Consider the following 15,402-nt stretch of genomic DNA (forward strand, 5'->3'; position numbering starts at 1 on the left):
GGCGCCGCAGCGGCGCCGGGCCGGCCGCAGGGGCCGGGAGCCGGCCCCGTTCCGGGCGCGCAGGTGCGGCGCTGGATCGAGATCAACGGCAATCGCCATCAGATCTCCCGCCCGACGCTGGTGCTGGGCCGCAGCACCGACGCCGATGTGCGGATCGACGACCCCGGCGTATCCCGCCGGCACTGTGAGATCCGGACCGGAACGCCCTCGACGATCCAGGATCTCGGGTCTACCAACGGCATCGTGGTAGACGGGCAGCACACCACCCGCGCTACGCTCCGCGACGGCTCGCGGATCGTCGTGGGCAGCACCACCATCATTTACCGGCAAGCCGAAGGGTGAAGCGGGGGCAATGTCAGAGCTGACCCTGACGGTCATGCGGCTGGGTTTCCTGGCCGTTCTGTGGCTGTTCGTGATCGTGGCCGTCCAGGTCATCCGCAGCGACCTGTTCGGTACGCGTGTCACTCAGCGCGGATCGCGCCGTGAGGGCGGCCGCCAGCAGGCGGCCCGCCAGCAGCAGCAGGCCGCACCACCGCCGCAGCGCCAGCAGAGCGGGGGCCGCCAGCGCCGCGGCGCCCCCACCAAGCTGGTCGTCTCCGAGGGCATCCTCGCGGGCACGACGGTCGCCCTCCAGGGGCAGACCATCTCGCTGGGCCGGGCGCACGATTCGACCATCGTCCTGGACGACGACTACGCCTCCAGCAGGCATGCCAGGATCTACCCGGACCGTGACGGCCAGTGGATCGTCGAGGATCTCGGGTCCACGAACGGCACGTATCTCGACCGGACCCGCCTGACCACCCCGACGCCCGTTCCGCTGGGCGCGCCGATCCGCATCGGCAAGACCGTCATCGAGCTGCGGAAGTAGTGCTACATCATGAATGAGCGCGAGCGGAGCGAGCGAGCCGACGCGGTCCAGGACCTGGACGCCAGCGCGCTCCCGACCGGAGGGTGGGCACCGTGCGGATGTACCCGGAGCCGACGGGCGAGGTGCGCATGAGTCTGTCACTGCGCTTCGCCGCCGGATCGCACAAAGGCATGATCCGGGAGGGGAACGAGGACTCCGGCTACGCGGGTCCGCGTCTCCTCGCCATCGCCGACGGCATGGGGGGCCAGGCCGCGGGCGAGGTCGCCAGCTCCGAGGTGATCTCGACGCTCGTCACGCTCGACGACGACGTCCCCGGCTCGGACATCCTCACGTCGCTCGGCACGGCCGTGCAGCGGGCCAACGACCAGCTCCGGCTGATGGTCGAGGAGGACCCGCAGCTCGAGGGCATGGGCACGACGCTCACGGCCCTGCTGTGGACGGGCCAGCGCCTCGGTCTCGTACACGTCGGCGACTCGCGCGCGTACCTGCTGCGCGACGGCGTGCTGACGCAGATCACGCAGGACCACACCTGGGTGCAGCGGCTCGTCGACGAGGGCCGCATCACCGAGGAGGAGGCGACGACGCATCCGCAGCGCTCGCTCCTGATGCGCGCGCTCGGCAGCGGGGACCACGTGGAGCCGGATCTGTCGATCCGTGAAGTCCGCGCGGGCGACCGGTACTTGATCTGTTCCGACGGCCTGTCCGGCGTCGTGTCCCACCAGACGATGGAGGACACGCTCGCCAGCTACCAGGGCCCCCAGGAGACCGTGCAGGAGCTCATCCAGCTCGCGCTGCGCGGCGGCGGCCCCGACAACATCACGGTGATCGTCGCCGACGTCCTGGACATCGACACCGGCGACACCCTCGCGGGCCAGCTCTCCGACACCCCCGTGGTCGTCGGCGCGGTCGCCGAGAACCAGCTCCAGGCGAACGACGACGGCGCCATGCAGACGCCCGCGGGCCGCGCCTCCGGCCTCGGCCGCCAGACGCCCCCCAGCCCCTCCGGAGGCGGCTTCGGCCCGCCCGGAAGCGGCGACAGCACCCCGGGCTATGCCCCGGAGAGCGGCTCCTTCGGGGCATATGGCGACGAGGACTTCGTGAAGCCCGGCGGCGGCCGCAAGTGGCTGAAGAGATCGCTGTACACGGCCCTCGCGCTTGCCGTCCTCGGCGGCGGCCTCTACGGCGGCTACCGCTGGACCCAGACGCAGTACTACGTGGGCACCAAGGACGAGCACGTCGCGCTCTACCGCGGCATCGACCAGGACCTCGCGTGGGTGAGCCTGTCGAAGGTCGAGAAGGACCACCCCGAGATCGAACTCAAGTACCTGCCGCCGTACCAGCGCAAGCAGGTCGAGTCGACGATCTCCGAGGGCAACCTCGAGGACGCCCGGAAGAAGATCGACGAACTGGGTCTGCAGGCATCGGCGTGCAAGAAGGACGCCGAGCGCCGCAAGATCGAGCGGGAGAACCGCGAGAACCGCGAGAAGAACGACAACAACGCCAAGCCCGGCGAGGGCGAGGCGGGCGGCCAGACCGGCGAGCCCGGCCCCGGCGACACCTCGAAGCCGGACTTCCGCAACGCCGGCAACAAGAGCGACAAGAACGCGACCGACAAGGCCGCGACGCAAGCGACCGCGAAGAACGCCAAGGACGAAAAGTCCGAGTCCACCACCGCACCGACTCCCACACCCGGCCCCAGCCTCTCCGAGCAGGAGAAGGATCTGGTCCCGCAGTGCGGTAAGCAGTAAGCAGCCGTTGGGGGCCCTTGCACGCCATGAGCAGTAGCACTACACACACCTCGACGATCGGCGCCATCGGTGCGCCGAGCCGGCGCAACACCGAGCTCGCGCTCCTGGCGTTCGCCGTCGTCATCCCGCTGTTCGCCTATATGAACGTGGGCCTGGCCATCTCCGGCGAGCTGCCACCCGGCATGCTCGGCTACGGCCTGGGCCTCGGTCTGCTCGCGGGCGTCGCGCACCTGGTGGTGCGCAAGTTCGCGCCGTACGCGGATCCGCTGCTGCTCCCCCTCGCCACGCTGCTCAACGGCCTGGGTCTGGTGGTCATCTGGCGGCTCGACCAGTCGGAGCGGCTGCAAGGTCTGGCCAAGGCCTCCTTCGGAGCGTTCAGCCCGTCCGCGCCCAAGCAACTGCTGTACACGGCGGTCGGCATAGCGCTGTTCGTCGCGGTCATGCTCCTGCTCAAGGACCACCGCGTCCTGCAGCGGTACACGTACATCTCGATGGTGGGCGCGATCGGCCTGCTGCTGCTGCCCCTCGTGCCGGGCCTCGGCAAGAACATCTACGGCGCCAAGATCTGGATCCAGGTCGGCAGCTTCTCCATCCAGCCCGCCGAGTTCGCGAAGATCGTCATCGCGGTGTTCTTCGCCGGCTATCTGATGGTGAAGCGGGACGCGCTCGCGCTCGCCAGCCGCCGCTTCATGGGCCTGTACCTGCCGCGTGGCCGTGACCTCGGCCCGATCGTCGCCGTCTGGGCGATGTCCATCCTGATCCTGGTCTTCGAGACCGACCTCGGTACGTCGCTGCTGTTCTTCGGCATGTTCGTCGTGATGCTGTACGTCGCCACGGAGCGCACCAGCTGGATCGTGTTCGGTCTGCTGATGTCGGCCGTGGGCGCCGTCAGCGTCGCCTCGTTCGAGCCGCACGTGAAGGTGCGTGTGGATGCCTGGCTGGACCCGTTCAACAAGACCGTCATCGCGGAGACCGGCACCGACCAGATCGCGCAGTCGCTGATGGCGTTCGGCTCCGGCGGCACCCTGGGCACCGGCCTCGGCCAGGGCAACTCCGACCTCATCGGCTTCGCCGCCAACTCCGACTTCATCCTCGCCACGTACGGCGAGGAGCTGGGCCTGGCCGGAATCATGGCGCTCCTGCTGATCTACGGCCTGATCGTGGAGCGCGGTGTGCGCACGGCGCTCGCGGCCCGCGACCCGTTCGGCAAGCTCCTCGCGGTCGGCCTGTCCGGCGCGTTCGCGATCCAGGTCTTCGTCGTCGCGGGCGGCGTCATGGGCCTGATCCCGCTGACCGGTATGACCATGCCGTTCGTGGCGTACGGCGGTTCCTCGGTGATCGCCAACTGGGCGCTGATCGGCGTCCTGCTGCGCATCAGCGACACCGCGCGCCGCCCGGCGCCCTCGCCCGCTCCGAACCCCGACGCCGAGATGACCCAGGTGGTACGGCCGTGAACAAGCCCCTACGCCGCATCGCGATCTTCTGCGGGCTGCTCGTCGTCGCCCTGCTCATCCGCGACAACTGGCTGCAGTACGTCCAGGCCGACGACCTCGCCAAGCACGACATGAACCGCCGCGTGTCCATCGAGCGGTACGCCCAGCCGCGCGGCGACATCATCGTCGACGGCAAGGCCATCACCGGCTCCAAGAAGGTCGACGTCGGCGACTTCAAGTACAAGCGCACGTACAAGAACGGGGCCATGTGGTCCCCGGTGACGGGCTTCGCCTCGCAGCGCATCGGCGCCAACCAGATCGAGTCCATCGAGGACGGCATCCTCACCGGCAACGACGACCGGCTCTTCTTCCGCCGCAGCCTCGACATGCTGACCGGCAAGAAGAAGGAGGGCGGCAATGTCGTCACGACCCTCAACGCCGACGCCCAGAAGGCCGCGTACAACGGCCTGAAGGGCCTCGGCAAGGGCTCCGTGGTCGCCCTTGACCCGTCGACGGGCGCGATCCTGGCGCTCGCCTCGACGCCTTCGTACGACCCCTCCAGCTTCGCCGGCAACCTCAACAAGGATGCCGAGACCTTCGGGAAGCTGGACAAGGACCGCGACAAGCCGATGCTGAACCGCGCGCTGCGCGAGACCTACCCGCCCGGCTCCACCTTCAAGGTGGTCACGGCCGCGGCGGCGATGGAGCACGGCCTGTACACGGACATAGACGACAAGACGAAGTCGCCGCTGCCGTGGACGATGCCGGACACCACCACGCCGCTGAAGAACGAGGGGAACATCCCCTGCAAGAACGCCACGCTGCGTGAGGCGCTGCGGGTGTCCTGCAACACCGTCTTCGGCAAGATCGGCTCGGACCTCGGCAAGGACAAGATGCTGGAGACGGCCGAGAAGTTCGGCTTCAACGAGGAGCAGTTCGTCCCGGTCCGTTCCAACGCCTCCGTCTTCCCCAAGGAGATGGACCGGCCGCAGACCGCGCTGTCCTCCATCGGCCAGTTCGAGACCGCCACGACGCCGCTGCAGATGGCCATGGTCACCTCCGCGATCGCCAACGACGGCACGCTGATGGAGCCGTACATGGTCAAGGAGCTCCAGGCGCCGAACCTCGACGTGATCGAGAAGCACTCGCCCAAGGAGATGAGCGAGCCCCTGTCCAAGGAGAACGCGCAGAAGCTCCAGGACATGATGCAGACCGTGGTCAACGAGGGCACGGGAACCGCCGCCAAGATCCCGGGCGTCACAGTGGGCGGCAAGACCGGTACCGCGCAGCACGGCCTCAACAACAGCAAGAACCCGTACGCGTGGTTCATCAGCTACGCCAAGACCGACTCGGGTTCCCCGGTCGCCGTGGCCGTCGTCGTCGAGGACAGCGATGCCGCCCGTGGCGAGATCTCCGGTGGCGGTCTGGCGGCGCCGATCGCGAAGGACGTGATGAAGGCGGTTCTCGACAGCAAGAAGTGACCCCTGTCACGGCCCCTTCACATCGGTGCACGTTGCGATACCGGTCCTGTATCGGGTGACGGTTGCGGCCGGGTCACGTCAGGCGAGCCGGGTACGGTATGCCCGGACAGCACACCGCCGGACCGCGCAACACGGTGCGGTCGGGGACCGACGGAGAGGGCTGGAATAGCTATGGAAGAGCCGCGTCGCCTCGGCGGCCGGTACGAGCTGGGCCAGGTGCTCGGCCGCGGCGGGATGGCGGAGGTCTACCTCGCGCACGACACCCGTCTCGGCCGGACCGTGGCGGTGAAGACGCTGCGAGTCGACCTCGCCCGCGACCCGTCGTTCCAGGCCCGGTTCCGCCGTGAGGCCCAGTCGGCCGCCTCGCTCAACCACCCGGCGATCGTCGCGGTCTACGACACCGGCGAGGACTACGTAGACAACATCTCCATCCCGTACATCGTGATGGAGTACGTCGACGGCTCCACGCTGCGTGAGCTGCTGCACTCCGGGCGCAAGCTGCTGCCCGAGCGGGCCATGGAGATGACCGTCGGCATCCTCCAGGCCCTGGAGTACTCGCACCGCGCCCAGATCGTGCACCGCGACATCAAGCCCGCGAACGTCATGCTGACGCGCAACGGCCAGGTCAAGGTCATGGACTTCGGCATCGCCCGCGCGATGGGCGAGTCCGGCATGACCATGACGCAGACCGCAGCGGTCATCGGCACGGCGCAGTACCTCTCGCCCGAGCAGGCCAAGGGCGAGCAGGTCGACGCGCGCTCCGACCTCTATTCGACCGGCTGTCTGCTCTACGAGCTGCTGACCGTGCGGCCGCCGTTCGTCGGCGACTCCCCGGTCGCGGTGGCGTACCAGCACGTCCGCGAGGAGCCCCAGGCCCCCAGCGTCTTCGACGCCGAGATCACGCCCGAGATGGACGCGATCGTCCTCAAGGCGCTCACCAAGGACCCGGACTACCGCTACCAGTCGGCCGACGAGATGCGCGCCGACATCGAGGCCTGCCTCGACGGCCAGCCCGTCGCGGCCACCGCCGCCATGGGCGCGGTCGGCTACGGCGGCCACCCCGACGACCAGGCCACGGCCATGCTCCGCCCGCAGAACGGCGGCCCCGGCCACGGCCAGACGTCCATGATGCCGCCGGTCAACCCCGACGACGGCGGCTACGACGACGGGTCGCGGCGCGGCCGCCAGAAGAAGAGCAACACGTCGACGATCCTGCTCGTCCTCGCGGGCATCCTGGTCCTGGTGGGCGCGATCCTCATCGGGAAGTGGGCGTTCACCGGGAGCTCCGGCAACAACGACAGCGTCACGGTGCCCAACTTCGTCGGCAAGAAGCTGACCGATGCCGAGACCAACGCGAAGAACGTCGACCTGACGCTCAAGGTCTCCGAGCGCAAGCCCTGCGAGGAGTACCCCAAGGGGGAGATCTGCTCGCAGGACCCCGGCGCGGACGCGGAGGCCGAGAAGGGCGACACGATCAATGTGGTCGTGTCGACCGGTGCGCCGAAGGTCGCCGTGCCGAGTGTCATCGGCACGGACGTCGACGAGGCCACGGAGAAGCTCGAGGGCGACAAGTACCAGTTCAAGGTAGTGACCAAGCAGCGGATTTCCACCGAGACTCCGGGCGAGGTCCTCGAACAGGATCCGACCTCCGGCACCGAGCGGCAGAAGGGCAGCAAGATCACCCTTTACGTCGCCAAGGAGCAGCAGAAGATCACTGTTCCCGACGTCTCCGGTCAGACCTGGGAAGCCGCCAAGAAGCAGATCGAGGCCAGCGGCCTCACCGCTCAGCGCTCGGACGTCGAGAGCGACAGCGTCGAGGAGGGCAAGGTCATCCAGACCTCGCCGACGGCCAACACCCAGGTCGACCCGGACTCGACGGTGACCGTCCAGGTCGCCAAGAAGAAGGCCGAGGAGGAGCCGGAGAACGTGGCGGTTCCGGCCCTCGGGGGCCAGAAGCTCTCCGACGCCCGTGACGCGATCGAGGACGCGGACCTGACGGTCGGCAACATCACGGGCCCGCAGGACGACGACGCCACGGTGGTCCTGTCCGACCCGCCCGGCGGCCAGCAGGTCAAGACCGGCTCCACGGTCAACCTGGTGACCACCGGCGGCGGCACCCCCGGCGGCGGCGACCAGGGCGGTGGTGACAACGGCGGAGGCGGCTTCATCGAGGGCGCCACCGGCTTCGGCGGCCGCCACGAGCGGGACTGACCACCCGCGGCGCGACACCTGACGTACGAGGGCCCCGGCACCTGATGGTGCCGGGGCCCTCGTACGTCAACGATCAGTCCGGCCCAGCGGGCCAGTCCACCCAGCGGCTAATCCAGCTCGGGCGGCGGCGTCCGCTCATTGTCCACCTTCTCGACCCGCTCCAGCTTCCCCCACACCACGTACCGGTACTTGGACGTGAAGACCGGCGTGCACGTGGTGAGCGTGATGTAGCGGTCCGCGTGCTTCGCGCCCGATTCCTTGGGGACGGGGTCCAGGACGCGGACGTTGTACTTCGAGGTCTCGGGGAGGGTTTTGTAGACCTTGTAGACGTACCACTTGTCGCGGGACTCGAAGACGATCGGGTCGCCCTCGTCGATCTTGTCGATCTTGTGGAACTTCGCGCCGTGGCCGTCGCGGTGGGCGGCCAGGGTGAAGTTGCCCTTCTCGTCCTGCGGCAGGGCGGACTTGATGGGGTCCGTGTAGTAGCCGGCGACGCCGTGGTTGAGGGTCTTGGTATTGGTGCCCTTGGTGACCAGGATCTCGCCGCCGCTCATCGACGGTACGTGCAGGAAGCCGATGCCGTCCTTGGTGTTGAGGGCGCCGGGGCCCTTGGCCTCCCAGTGGTCGCGGACGCGGTTGCCCTGCTTCTTGGCCTCGCGGTCCGCTATCACGTTCGTCCACCACAGGGAGTAGACGACGAACAGGCCGAGGACCAGGCCCGCGGTGATGAGGAGTTCGCCGAAGACGCTGACGGCCATGGCGATGCGGCCGCGGCCGCGCTGCCGCGGCGCGGGCTTCGGCGCGGACTCCTCGGTCCGCTCCTGCTCGTCCTCTTCGGTGGTGGCTGCCACTGCGTCTGCCCCGTCCGTCTCAGCTTCTAGTCGACCAACGCGGGTGGCTTTCCCTTGGCGCGTGGCCGGTCCTCGACCATCTTGCCCCACACGATCATTCGGTACTTACTCGTGAACTCGGGGGTACAGGTGGTCAGTGTGATGTAGCGGCCGGGTTTCGTGAAGCCGGAGCCGGGCGGCACCGCGTTGAGCACCTTCGTGTTGTCCGGGCCGGTCTGCGGCAGGATGCTCGCCATCTTGTAGACGAAGTACCGGTCCTGCGTCTCGACGACGATCGGATCGCCCGGTTCGAGGCGGTTGATGTAGCGGAACGGCTCGCCGTGCGTGTTCCGGTGCCCCGCGACCGCGAAGTTCCCCGGATTCGCCTCCGGCATCGGAGTCTTGGTGCTGCCCTTGTTGTAGTGGCCGACCATGCCCCGGTCGAGGACCTTCTGCTTGTCGATGCCCTCGGCGACCGGTGTGACGACGTCCAGCTTCGGGATGTGCAGCAGGGCGAAGCCCTGTCCTGGCTCGAAGCTGCCCGGCTTGCCCTTGCCCTTCGCCCAGTTCTCCTGGAGCTTGCGGGCCTCGGCGTCCGCCTGCTGCTGGGCCCTTATGTTCGTCCACCAGAGCTGGTACGTGACGAAGAGGAGCATCAGTACGCCGATGGTGATGAAGAGTTCGCCGATGGCGCGGCTGGCCACGGTGGCCGGTCCCGGCTTGGCGGCGCGTTCGGCGCGGCGGGCTTCGAGGCGGGTGAGGGGGCGCTCCCCCGCGGCGGGAGGCGTGGCGGTGGCCGACCCGGACGCGGTGGCTCCGGAGGCCGCGGGCTTCGCGCCCCGGCGCCCCCTGTGCTTGGCGGCGGCCGCCTTGCGACGAGCGGCCCGCCCGCCGGGGACGACGGCACCCACGTCCGCCTCCGGCTCCCCGACACCGGCGCCGGCTATTCGCCGCGTGTCAGCCGTACGCAGACCGATGGTCTCGTCGTCGCGTGGCGCTTCGTACGCCGCCGTGTACGTGTCCGGGGAATCCGCCGTGTACGTCTCCGGGGAATCCGCCGTGTACGGGGCCGGGGAATCCGGGACCTCCCCACCCGGCGGAGCCGACCCGCTCCGGAACCACGGCGACGGATGCTCCCCCGGCGCGGCGGCGTCCCCGCCACCGTGCACGGTCACGCCGTGGCCCTGCCCACCACCGGGGCAAGCCCGCTCGACCGGGCGACGGCCCCGGTGTCCCCGCACTCCACCAGCCAGTTGGCGAGCATGAGGTGGCCGTGCTCGGTGAGCACCGACTCGGGGTGGAACTGGACGCCCTCGACGGGCAGTTCACGGTGGCGCAGACCCATGATGATGCCGTCGGCCGTGCGCGCGGTCACTTCGAGCTCGGCCGGGACCGTGGCGGGCTCGGCGGCGAGCGAGTGGTAGCGGGTGGCGATGAACGGCGAGGGCAGGCCCGCGAAGACGCCCTTGCCCTCGTGCGTGACCGGCGAGGTCTTGCCGTGCAGCAGCTCCGGCGCCCGGTCCACCACGCCGCCGTACGCCACCGCCATGGACTGCATGCCCAGGCAGACGCCGAAGACGGGCACGCCGGTCGCGGCGCAGTGGCGGACCATGTCGACGCACACACCGGCCTGTTCGGGGGTGCCGGGCCCCGGCGAGAGGAGCACGCCGTCGAAGCCGTCCTGGGCGTGCCGGAGCTCGACCTCGTCGTTGCGCAGGACCTCGCACTCGGCACCGAGCTGGTACAGGTACTGCACGAGGTTGAAGACGAAGCTGTCGTAGTTGTCGACGACAAGAATGCGGGCGCTCATTGGCCGTCCACCGTCACATCGTTGAAGGGCAGCAGCGGCTCCGCCCAGGGGAACACGTACTGGAACAGCACATAGACGACCATGAGGACGAGCAGCAGCGAGAGCAGCGCCTTCACCCACGCGTTCCCGGGCAGATGCCGCCAGATCCAGCCGTACATGCCGTCCCTTCCGTCGTCAGGCGCCACAGGGCGTCGCCGTAGAGCACCAGACTAACGGCGCAGTGCCTCGGGTTTCCCTTGCTCCACCGGCTGAGTGGCATCGAGGTGGGCCCAGGCGATCAGGCGGTGGCTGTGGCCCCACTCGGGTTCGCAGGTGGTGAGGGTGAGATAGCGGCCGGGCTCGCGGTAGCCGGACTTGCGCGGCACGGGGTCGATGACGCCGATGTCCCCGGGCAGGGTCCGGTACGGCTTCTTGTCGATGCGGTACGTGAACCAGGTCGCGCCGTCGGTCAGCACGACGGCGTCGCCCGGGCGCAGCTCGGGGAAGTCCTTGAAGGGGTCGCCGTAGGTGCGGCGGTGGCCGGCCACCGCGAAGTTGCCCTTCTGGCCGAGCTGGGCCGTGCCCGCGTAGTGGCCGAGGCCCTTCTTGAGGGTGCCGGTGGCGGTGCCCTGGAGCACGGGCTTGTTCCACGTGAAACCAAAGCGGGGGACGTACATGACGGCGAAGGGCTTTCCGTCCCGGTACGGGGCGGGCTTCGGCGGCGCGGCATCGGGCGACCTGTCGTCGGTGCGGGCTGCGACCGATCCCCGCGCCCACTGGTCGTGCAGCTGGTCGATCTGGCTGTCCATCGCACGGTCGGCCTTCACGCCGGTCCAGAACAGGACGTACACGACAAAGAGCACGATCACCGTGCCGACGGTGATGCAGAGTTCGCTGAACGTCCGGACGACCACTCGTACCGACACAAGCTCCCCCAGCGGCTGCCGGCGTCAGGCTGCACCGGCTCGGCTACTCCACGGGCTTCGCGTAATGGAGATCCACTGTGCCCGAGTAGCCGGGAAGAGTCACCGCCCCGTCGTCGTCGACTTTCCAGCCGAGCCCGTAGGCGTTGACGTACAGCATGTAGTTCTGGATCTCCGGGGAGGCCGCGAGGGCCTTCCTGAGCTTGTCCGGGGCGCCGACGGCGGTGACCTTGTACGGCGGTGAGTAGACCCGGCCCTGGAGGATCAGGGTGTTGCCGACGCAGCGCACGGCGCTGGTGGAGATCAGGCGCTGGTCCATGACCTTGATGCCCTTGGCGCCGCCCTGCCAGAGCGCGTTCACCACGGCCTGGAGGTCCTGCTGGTGGATGACCAGGTCGTTGGGCTGGGGCTCGGGGTAGCCGGGGAGCTTGGCGGTGGCGTCGGGCGGGGCGTCGGCGAGGGTGACCGTGACGGCGTCGCCCTCGAGCTTCTTGGTGCCCGCGTTCTTCTCCAGGGCGCGCAGGCGGGCGTCGTCGGCCTTGCTGGTGGGGCTGTCGCGCTTGGCCAGGGAGTCGACGTCGCCGCGCAGGGAGCCGTTGGACTCCTCGAGGTCCTTGTTGTCGCGGCTGCGTTCCTGGATGAGGTCGGACAGCTTGAGGAGGGAGGCGTCGGTGCGGATGTTGGTGCCCTTGGCCGTGTTGAAACTGGTGACGAAGATGAGGCCGGCGAGGGCGAAGACGGCGATCGTGAGCAGCCGCACCGGCCGCCAGCGGGGGCCCCGGCCCTGCCCTCCCGGGAAGTCGGCAGAATTGCTCAACGTACCCTTATCTCCTTCACCGCCGCGGAAGCACTACGCTAACGGACGCCCGGGGGAGGACTTCGCCCACCGTAGTGCCGTAGTTCCGGCCCCGGCGCCTCACGCCACACCCCGTTCCCTGCGCGGCCACGCAGCGCATCGACAGGAGAGACCCTCGTGCCGAAGTCACGTATCCGCAAGAAGGCAGCAGACGACTACACGCCGCCCTCGTCGAAGAAGGCGACCACGATCAAGCTGACGAACCGGAGCTGGGTGGCCCCGGTCATGCTGGCGCTGTTCGTCATCGGTCTGGCCTGGATCGTCCTCTACTACGTCACGGACGCGAAGCTGCCGGTCGACCCGCTGGGCGACTGGAACATCGTCGTCGGCTTCGCGTTCATCGCGGCCGGCTTCGGCGTCTCCACTCAGTGGAAGTAAAGGTTCCGCTCACCGGAGGCCCCGCTCCGCAAGCGCTGGCCTGAGTTATCCACAGCGCGAGCACTGCCATCCACAGACCTGGGGAAAGGTCTGAAGATCTGTGGATAACTCTCCGGAGGTTGACGCCGGTGTGACTGGTCCCGTTACCGGCACCGGCGTACACACCCCTTGTCCCGCCTGGGAAAACCCGGACCGGCGACGCGAGGAACACCCGTTCCCCACTTCGTGCACAAGATCGGGCACAGACTGTGGACAACGAGGGTGCGCGCGCCGGTCCGCGTACGTCAGTTGAGCTGGGCCGTCCGCAGCACCACGACCACCACGATCACCGCGAACACCACCGCGCACGTGCCCCACTGGATCAGGGCGCGGCGCTCGCGCGGGGCGTGCACCATGCCGTAAGCGATGGCGACACCGGCGACCAGGCCGCCGACGTGGGCCTGCCAGGCGATGCCGCTCCAGGTGAAGGTGAAGAGCAGGTTCAGCGCGAGGAGCGCGATGACCGGGCGCATGTCGTAGTTCAGGCGGCGCATCAGGACCGCCGTCGCGCCGAGCAGGCCGAAGATCGCGCCGGAGGCGCCGAGCGAGGCCTCGTTCGCGTCCGAGACCAGATAGGTCAGGGCGCTGCCGCCGAGGCCCGAAAGCAGATAGAGCGCCAGATAACGGGCGCGGCCGAGCGCCGCCTCCAGCGGACCGCCGAGCCACCACAGACCCAACATGTTGAACGCGATGTGCCAGATCTCCTGGTGCGTGAACATCGACGTGACCAGGCGATACGTCTGGCCGTCCGCGACGCCCTCGGTGGGCACGAACGGGTGCGGCGGCCACTGGCCGATCAGCACCAGGTCGTTCAGCAGGCTGTCGCCCCGCACCCGCACCAGGACGAACACCAGCAGGTTGATCGCCAGGATGATCTTCGTGAACAGCCGGGGGTCCTGGGCGATGGTGCCGCCCGCGAGCGTGCGCGGCTGCGTGGCCGCGGGCGCGTGCCCCGTGCCCGAGCCGCCCCGGACGCACTCGGGGCACTGGAAGCCGACCGAGGCGCTGATCATGCACTCGGGGCAGATCGGCCGCTCGCAGCGTGTGCAGGTGATGCCCGTTTCCCGGTCCGGATGCCGGTAGCAGGTGGGCGGGCCCTGCGCGTCCCGCGGCTCCTGCGGGCTGCCTGGCGCCTGGTCCATTGCGGTCCCCTCATTCTCCGTACCTACGAAGGACGTCGTGAACGCGCCGCCCCGCCCTTCCTCTACGGATGGGCGGGGCGGTTTGGTTCCCTCGGGGGAGGTGCCGCGCGGGCGCCGTCCCCCGGAGAGCTCGCGTCGGTGCTCAGCCCTCGCGCGTCTCGATGACGACGGACTCGATCACGACGTCGTTGACCGGGCGGTCGGTGCGCGGGTTGGTCTGGGTGCCCGCGATGGCGTCCACGACCTTCTTGCCGGCGTCGCCCGCGACCTCGCCGAAGATGGTGTGCTTGCGCGTCAGCCAGGCCGTCGGGGACACGGTGACGAAGAACTGCGAGCCGTTGGTGCCCGGGCCCGCGTTGGCCATCGCCAGGAGGTAGGGCTTGTCGAAGGCCAGGTCGGGGTGGAACTCGTCCTCGAACTCGTAGCCCGGGCCGCCGGTGCCGTTGCCGAGCGGGTCGCCGCCCTGGATCATGAAGCCGCTGATCACGCGGTGGAAGACCGTGCCGTCGTACAGCTTGTCGCTGGACTTCTTGCCGGTGGCGGGGTGCACCCACTCACGCTCGCCCTGGGCGAGCTCGACAAAGTTCTTGACCGTCTTCGGCGCGTGGTTCGGCAGCAGCCGGATCTCGATGTCGCCTTGGTTGGTCTTGAGGGTGGCGTAAAGCTGCTCGGCCACGATCTGCCTTCCGTTGTCCTCTGTGACACCCCGATCCTCGCACGGACCGGATTGCGACGAGTAGCTCCCGAGTAGGCGCGCGCCGCCCGTATCCGTGGCATTGTCGTCGACAAGCTCCGCTTGTACCGAATTGATCACGTTCCTGGCATTGATCGCGTTCACGGAGTCTCGGCCGATGACCCGGATGCCCGCCCTCGCATGCCCCGGATCCATCCGGCAGGCATGATCCCGGAAAGGGTGGAAAGGTGACATACCTATACGCCACCAAGGAGGAGGATCCCGTGACCCGCAAAGAGAGCGTGCGCGCCGCGGCCGACTCGGCGAAGGAAAGCGTGCGGCACGCCGCGGACGTGGTGGCCCCGTACGCGGACAGGGCGGCCGAGGCCAAGGACAAAGCCACGCACCTGGCGCACGAGGCCCGGGTACGGCTTGCCCCGAAGGTGTCGCACGCCGCGCACACGGCCGCCGATCAGGCTCGTACGCAGTTCGACACGCACTTGGCGCCGCGCGTGGAACAGGCGCGCAGCCATGTGCCGCCGAAGGTCGACCACGCGGCGCACGAGGCCGCCGTCCGCACCCGCAGGGCCGCCCGGCAGGCCGCCGACTTCTCCAAGCCGCGCATCGAGCACGCCGTGGCCGTGGCGGGCCCGGCCCGCGAGGAGGCCACCGCCCGTGGCGCCGCGGCGCTCGCCGCGCTGCGCGGGCAGGTCACGCCGCGGGAGATCGAGCGGCTGGCCCGCCGGAACGAACGCCGCGCCCGCACCGGGCGCCTCGCCAAGCGCCTCGCCGTGCTCGGCGTGCTCGCGGCGGGCGCCGTCGCCGTGTGGAAGTGGTGGGACAAGCAGGCCAATCCGGACTGGCTGGTCGAGCCGCCCGCCGCGACGGAGGTCCCCGACCGGGCACCGCTGTCCTCGGTCGACGGCAGCGCCCAGAGCTCCCTGGACCCGGAGGTCCAGGCGAAGCAGGCCGATGCCGAGGCCGAGGCGGAGGGCCGCCAGGAGCGGGGCTGAGCCCCAGGAGCCCCAAGA

The 15,402-nt window shown here is 69.2% G+C and carries 16 protein-coding genes; 8 read left to right on the forward strand and 8 right to left on the reverse strand.

The features are described from left to right. From IEY91_RS41790 to pknB, 6 genes are all read left to right on the forward strand, one after another. A partial coding sequence (locus IEY91_RS41790; protein WP_229696918.1) for an FHA domain-containing protein occupies positions 1 to 342 on the forward strand: 342 nt, incomplete at its 5' end. Positions 343 to 352: 10 nt separating this feature from the next. Next, complete coding sequence (locus tag IEY91_RS13020; RefSeq protein WP_164322851.1) at positions 353 to 868, forward strand: FHA domain-containing protein FhaB/FipA; 516 nt, start codon at positions 353 to 355, stop codon at positions 866 to 868. Positions 869 to 951: 83 nt separating this feature from the next. Continuing rightward, a complete protein-coding gene (locus IEY91_RS13025; protein ID WP_164322853.1) occupies positions 952 to 2,616 on the forward strand; it encodes a Stp1/IreP family PP2C-type Ser/Thr phosphatase in 1,665 nt (554 codons plus the stop codon). 26 nt (positions 2,617 to 2,642) lie between these two features. Next, a complete protein-coding gene (locus tag IEY91_RS13030; RefSeq protein ID WP_164322855.1) occupies positions 2,643 to 4,070 on the forward strand; it encodes an FtsW/RodA/SpoVE family cell cycle protein in 1,428 nt (475 codons plus the stop codon). Then, positions 4,067 to 5,530: a peptidoglycan D,D-transpeptidase FtsI family protein gene (locus tag IEY91_RS13035; protein WP_164322857.1), complete on the forward strand. Its 1,464-nt coding sequence runs from the start codon at positions 4,067 to 4,069 to the stop codon at positions 5,528 to 5,530. The genes IEY91_RS13030 and IEY91_RS13035 overlap by 4 nt, the downstream gene beginning before the upstream one ends. Positions 5,531 to 5,701: 171 nt before the next feature. Beyond that, positions 5,702 to 7,741 (forward strand): Stk1 family PASTA domain-containing Ser/Thr kinase, encoded by a 2,040-nt coding sequence (gene pknB, locus IEY91_RS13040; RefSeq protein WP_189174061.1) that lies wholly within the window; start codon positions 5,702 to 5,704, stop codon positions 7,739 to 7,741. A gap of 107 nt (positions 7,742 to 7,848) precedes the next feature. Here pknB and IEY91_RS13045 read toward each other — a convergent pair whose 3' ends face one another. From IEY91_RS13045 to IEY91_RS13070, 6 genes are read right to left on the reverse strand one after another with little or no spacing between them, the layout of a single operon-like run. Next, positions 7,849 to 8,592 (reverse strand): class E sortase, encoded by a 744-nt coding sequence (locus tag IEY91_RS13045; protein WP_189174062.1) that lies wholly within the window; start codon positions 8,590 to 8,592, stop codon positions 7,849 to 7,851. A 26-nt stretch (positions 8,593 to 8,618) separates the two neighbouring features. Next, positions 8,619 to 9,746 (reverse strand): class E sortase, encoded by a 1,128-nt coding sequence (locus IEY91_RS13050; RefSeq protein WP_189174063.1) that lies wholly within the window; start codon positions 9,744 to 9,746, stop codon positions 8,619 to 8,621. Further along, entirely contained in the window at positions 9,743 to 10,381 is a 639-nt protein-coding gene (locus IEY91_RS13055; RefSeq protein ID WP_164322866.1) for an aminodeoxychorismate/anthranilate synthase component II, read from the reverse strand. Before IEY91_RS13055 ends, IEY91_RS13050 begins: the two co-directional genes overlap by 4 nt. Beyond that, positions 10,378 to 10,539: a hypothetical protein gene (locus tag IEY91_RS13060; RefSeq protein ID WP_189174064.1), complete on the reverse strand. Its 162-nt coding sequence runs from the start codon at positions 10,537 to 10,539 to the stop codon at positions 10,378 to 10,380. The genes IEY91_RS13055 and IEY91_RS13060 overlap by 4 nt, the downstream gene beginning before the upstream one ends. Before the next feature lie 51 nt (positions 10,540 to 10,590). Continuing rightward, a complete protein-coding gene (locus tag IEY91_RS13065) occupies positions 10,591 to 11,286 on the reverse strand; it encodes a class E sortase (RefSeq protein WP_189174065.1) in 696 nt (231 codons plus the stop codon). A 43-nt stretch (positions 11,287 to 11,329) separates the two neighbouring features. Next, positions 11,330 to 12,100 (reverse strand): DUF881 domain-containing protein, encoded by a 771-nt coding sequence (locus tag IEY91_RS13070; RefSeq protein ID WP_164322870.1) that lies wholly within the window; start codon positions 12,098 to 12,100, stop codon positions 11,330 to 11,332. 156 nt (positions 12,101 to 12,256) lie between these two features. Between IEY91_RS13070 and crgA the strand changes: the two genes are divergently transcribed. Continuing rightward, positions 12,257 to 12,517 (forward strand): cell division protein CrgA, encoded by a 261-nt coding sequence (crgA, locus tag IEY91_RS13075; protein WP_164322872.1) that lies wholly within the window; start codon positions 12,257 to 12,259, stop codon positions 12,515 to 12,517. 284 nt (positions 12,518 to 12,801) lie between these two features. On the opposite strand, the gene IEY91_RS13080 is transcribed toward crgA, so the two are convergent. Together IEY91_RS13080 and IEY91_RS13085 are read right to left on the reverse strand one after the other, a co-directional pair. Next, the gene (locus tag IEY91_RS13080; RefSeq protein WP_189174066.1) at positions 12,802 to 13,698 is read right to left on the reverse strand and encodes a rhomboid family intramembrane serine protease; all 897 of its coding nucleotides are present in this window, start codon (positions 13,696 to 13,698) and stop codon (positions 12,802 to 12,804) included. 142 nt (positions 13,699 to 13,840) lie between these two features. Continuing rightward, positions 13,841 to 14,374 (reverse strand): peptidylprolyl isomerase, encoded by a 534-nt coding sequence (locus IEY91_RS13085; RefSeq protein ID WP_189174067.1) that lies wholly within the window; start codon positions 14,372 to 14,374, stop codon positions 13,841 to 13,843. Between the two features lie 281 nt (positions 14,375 to 14,655). On the opposite strand from IEY91_RS13085, the gene IEY91_RS13090 reads away from it, so the two are divergent. Beyond that, a complete protein-coding gene (locus IEY91_RS13090) occupies positions 14,656 to 15,384 on the forward strand; it encodes a DUF5324 family protein (protein ID WP_164322878.1) in 729 nt (242 codons plus the stop codon). Positions 15,385 to 15,402: the final 18 nt, after the last annotated feature.

It is taken from the genome of Streptomyces lasiicapitis, from assembly GCF_014646335.1.
GTDB classification, from domain to species: domain Bacteria; phylum Actinomycetota; class Actinomycetes; order Streptomycetales; family Streptomycetaceae; genus Streptomyces; species Streptomyces lasiicapitis.

Bases quoted from the DNA above. Each gene is read 5' to 3' on its own strand.
- IEY91_RS13080 (WP_189174066.1), bottom strand. From the start codon at position 13,698: ATGGACCAGGCGCCAGGCAGCCCGCAGGAGCCGCGGGACGCGCAGGGC.
- IEY91_RS13055 (WP_164322866.1), bottom strand. From the start codon at position 10,381: ATGAGCGCCCGCATTCTTGTCGTCGACAACTACGACAGCTTCGTCTTC.
- IEY91_RS13060 (WP_189174064.1), bottom strand. From the start codon at position 10,539: ATGTACGGCTGGATCTGGCGGCATCTGCCCGGGAACGCGTGGGTGAAG.
- IEY91_RS13030 (WP_164322855.1), top strand. From the start codon at position 2,643: ATGAGCAGTAGCACTACACACACCTCGACGATCGGCGCCATCGGTGCG.
- IEY91_RS13020 (WP_164322851.1), top strand. From the start codon at position 353: ATGTCAGAGCTGACCCTGACGGTCATGCGGCTGGGTTTCCTGGCCGTT.
- pknB (WP_189174061.1), top strand. From the start codon at position 5,702: ATGGAAGAGCCGCGTCGCCTCGGCGGCCGGTACGAGCTGGGCCAGGTG.